The organism is Actinomadura sp. CNU-125, assembly GCF_001942465.1.
Taxonomy (GTDB): Bacteria; Actinomycetota; Actinomycetes; order Streptosporangiales; family Streptosporangiaceae; genus Spirillospora.
Genome location: NZ_MKJY01000393.1, coordinates 1 through 3,677 on the forward strand (window position 1 = coordinate 1; position 3,677 = coordinate 3,677).

4 protein-coding genes are annotated in these 3,677 nt (G+C 70.0%); 1 reads left to right on the top strand and 3 read right to left on the bottom strand.

The window, feature by feature from the left end; translation table 11 throughout:
• The 3 genes from BJF79_RS34645 to BJF79_RS34655 all read right to left on the bottom strand — a co-directional run.
• A partial coding sequence (locus BJF79_RS34645) for a PrgI family protein (RefSeq protein ID WP_316043500.1) occupies positions 1–176 on the bottom strand: 176 nt, incomplete at its 3' end.
• Between the two features lie 659 nt (positions 177–835).
• On the bottom strand, positions 836–1,618 hold the full coding sequence (locus tag BJF79_RS34650) for a hypothetical protein (RefSeq protein ID WP_075903780.1): 783 nt from the start codon (positions 1,616–1,618) through the stop codon (positions 836–838).
• A 302-nt stretch (positions 1,619–1,920) separates the two neighbouring features.
• The gene (locus tag BJF79_RS34655) at positions 1,921–2,250 is read right to left on the bottom strand and encodes a pilin (protein WP_262402994.1); all 330 of its coding nucleotides are present in this window, start codon (positions 2,248–2,250) and stop codon (positions 1,921–1,923) included.
• Positions 2,251–3,327: 1,077 nt separating this feature from the next.
• Between BJF79_RS34655 and BJF79_RS54275 the strand changes: the two genes are divergently transcribed.
• The coding region (locus BJF79_RS54275) for a site-specific DNA-methyltransferase (RefSeq protein WP_143220632.1) at positions 3,328–3,677 on the top strand (350 nt) is incomplete at its 3' end.

Consider the following 3,677-nt stretch of genomic DNA (forward strand, 5'->3'; position numbering starts at 1 on the left):
GGGAACGGCACCATCGCACCGAGGGTGAGCAGCGCCCACAGCAGGATCGCGGCCGTGCCGCCGAGGATCGTCAGCTGCCGCAGCGTGAGCCCGTAGAGGATTTTGTCCGGGCGGTCGATGTCGGCGGGAATCTTCACGCTCATCGGCTGCGCATCACGGAAGCCGGTCATCGCCATCTCCTGGTCATCGGCGTCTCCTGGGTTTCGGTGGTTCGGTCCACAAGGTCAGCTGCCGGTTGGGCACCGGCCGCCGGGGCATCCCGGGCAGCATCAGCTGCCCCGACCGACCCCGAAGCCCCGCAGGTGCGGCAGGCGGGCTTGCCGCGAGCGGTCGCGGGACGCGGGGAGTCGAGATCGGCAACGCGTCTGCACGGGGCGTCGGGCCGTCGGGGTGGGCTTGGGAATCGGGAGCGGGAGCTGCATCGCACGTCCTCCTACGGCGCTACCGGAACCGGGAGAAGGCGCCGGTCCCGCGGGCAAGGCCAACGGCGGCGGCGGCCCGGCGGGCAACGCCGGTCGCGGCTCTGCGGGCGGCGCCGACGGTGTCGGGCCTGCGGGCAACGCCGGTCCCGGTTGCGGGCCTGCGGACAATGCCGGTCCCGGTTGCGGGCCTGCGGGCAACTGCGGTCGCGACGGTCCGGGCAGAGCCAGACGCTGCGGCTGCGGGGGAGTCGGCGGTGGTGGTGGGTGATGGAATCCGACCGTGGTGCCGCGTCCGCGTGGCAGGACCCGGCCCAAGAGCCGGTAGAGCACCAGGGATTTCAGCAGGCCGCTGAGCAGGCGCGGCTGGGCGGGTCGCCATACGGTGCGTGCGACCCAGGTGGGGATGCGGACCATCAGCCACAGCAGGCACACCGCCAGCAGAAGGTCGGTGAAGTCGCCGATCGACGCAGCCCCAGCACCGAGCCCCGGTCGTCCTCGGAGTCGGTGAACAGGAGCCGGACCGCGGTTGCCAGCACCAGCGACTGGCACACCTGGATCGCCAGGATCCCGGTGATGCCGCGCCACCACAGCCGGGCGAGCCCGTCGGTGGCCGGAAGGGCATGGAACATCAACGCCAAAGGTGCTGCCGCGATCAGCACGATCGTGATCGCGACCCGCACGATGTAGATGATCACTACGCACAACGCCAGCACCACTGCGGCCAAGGCGACCAGCGCGGGGAACAGGTTGAACGGCACGAGCTGAGCGACGACGTATCCGGCGATCACCTCCGCGACCACGCCCGGGTCGATCGACTCGGCGCCCATCGAAAGGAACGCGCCCGACAGGCCGTTGGCGAGCGTGATGGCGTATCCGAGCACGATCAGGCTCAGGTTCGAGGCCAGGAACGCCCCGACCAGGCGGGCGATCAGCTCCCCGGGGGTGAGGTCGGTGCCGGGCAGGGTGTGCCCGGCCATCAGCACGCCGCCGACCGTGACGACCAGCACGAAGCAGGTGTTGGCGATCGTCTGCGCCACGCCCCACAGCTCCCGCGCCCGACCCATCCCCGGATCGTCGAGCTCCGGAGTGCCCAGAACGCTGGAGCCCAGCAGGTCGAAGACGCTGTCGGCGGCCGAGGACACCAGGTCGCCGAACCAGCCGTTCACGGCCTCCTTGGCCTTGCACGCCACGTCCACGAACCCGCACCCGGACTCCTCGCCGCCGCCCTCTTCGGACGGGGATCGGCCCGGGGTACTCGATGGCCAGGGTGTCGGCGGAGGCGAAGTCAACGACGGTGCCGGCGTCGGTGATGTCTCCCCGGGGCCGGTGTGCGAAGAGGCGGGAGGGGCGGAAGGACTCGCCGACGGTGCCGGGCCGGGCGGCGGCTCGGCCGCTGCGAGACTCCCCGGGGCGATCACCAGAAGGAACCCGGCCAGACCCGCGATGGCGAGCATGCGTCGCACCGCTGGCCGCGCCCGCGCGGCAGGGCGGAAGCTGGTCATGAGGGTTCGCCCACGACTTTCTGCAGCAGCTCCACCAGCACCGGCGCCAGCACCGCGATCGCGTACCCGATCGCGGCGTACCGCAGCGTCTTCTTCGCCGCCTCCACTTCACCCGGGTCGCCCCCGGCCAGGATGTAACGGACCCCGCCGATCGTGGCGAACAACGTCGCCAACCCCACCAGCAACCCCACGATCACGGTCCGCAGATTGTCGATCACCTGATCCAGGGACTCGGCCGCCGCCAGGCTCGTGCTGGCATCGGCGACACCGGGAACCAGGAGCGCGGTGAGCGCGCACCCGGCGCTCCACAGCACCGATGCCGTCACCAGGCGTACCCGGCCGGGCCTGGGACGTGGTCCTCGCCGGCGCGAAGCCGCGGCTTTGATGGCGAGCGGTTCACGTGACGGCTGGTCGGCGTGACCGATGCCGGTGCTGCTCGGGTGTGGTCGGTTGGACATGGCGGCCTCCCTGAACGAGGTCGGGTCTTCGGCTGCCGGTCGAGACCCCGGGGAGGCGGTGCAACCCGGGTGTGGGTGTCCTCCTTCAAAAGCGGATGTGGTGTGGACGGGCGATGCGCGGTGGGGACCGGATGAACCGTCCTCCCCGGGGACCGCACCGCCTCCGCGGGTGTCTCGACCGGCACTAATGAAGCACCGCCTCAAGGCCCGAATTTCCCCCGCCGCCCAGCAGGAATGACCAAGTCTTGACCCCGGCATGGTGACCGACATCGCCGCCGCCAAGGACACGAACGGCCCGTACGGCAGCCATCTGGCGACGCGAAACCGGCTTATGGGACTTGCCCCGTCACGACCTTCCATTGAGCGGCAGGTGACCACGGCGTGGGCGAAGGCGGCCGACCGGGCCGAGCTGTATCGCCCGCCCTGTGAAGAACGGAGGGAGAAGACGAAAATGATCGACTTCACCTTGTACGGGCGGAATGACCCCTTGTGGCCTTCAACCGCCGTGCACCGGCGGCGTGCTGTGTCCCAGGCCCACGACATTGCTCGGCGCCCCGGTTGCCGTGTCACCGCGGCCACTTCGACGAGGCCCTCGCAGAGGTCCCGCTGGAGGAACGTCCCGGGGCTTCAGGGCCGATCACGTACATGCTCTACCGCAGGCAGGAATCCAACGCTCTGCTGATGCCCGATATCGATCACGCGTGGGACCGTGGGCCTGGTCCAGCCGGGCCATGTTTGCCGCCGCAAAGTTCCCGGTCCTGGACTTTCGAACGCGGCAACCCTCGCCACAACGACCAGCCCTGAACCCCGAAATCCAGCCGCTTCCGCAGGGCCAAGTGGTGGTCTTTGCCAGATTTTGACCCGGACTCCCGGGGAAAATCCGGCCGTCCGGCGGTTCTTTATTAGTGCACGGGGACCGGGAGACCGTCATGGGTCACCCGACACATGAACCACACACCATCTGCTCACAACCGCGGAAACGGCCACCGTCGCGGCAGCGAGCGCCGCTTCCTGCCGCTGACGGTCTGGCTGTGCTCCGACACCACCACCGAAGCAAACAACAACACCACCCGGGAGCCGCACCGGAGTGGCCTGCTCTCTGGGCTCTGCCCCGGGCACCGGCCCGGTGTCGGCGATGAACTCGCCCGGCACTTGATCACCACCTGCACCCGCGAGGGTGACCTGGTCGTCGAAGCGTTCACCACCGGCGAGGCCACTCTGGCCACCGCCGCGCGCCTCGGCCGGTGGGGCGTGGCGCTGGTGCCGCACTTCCCGCTCGCCCAGCACCTGCGCGC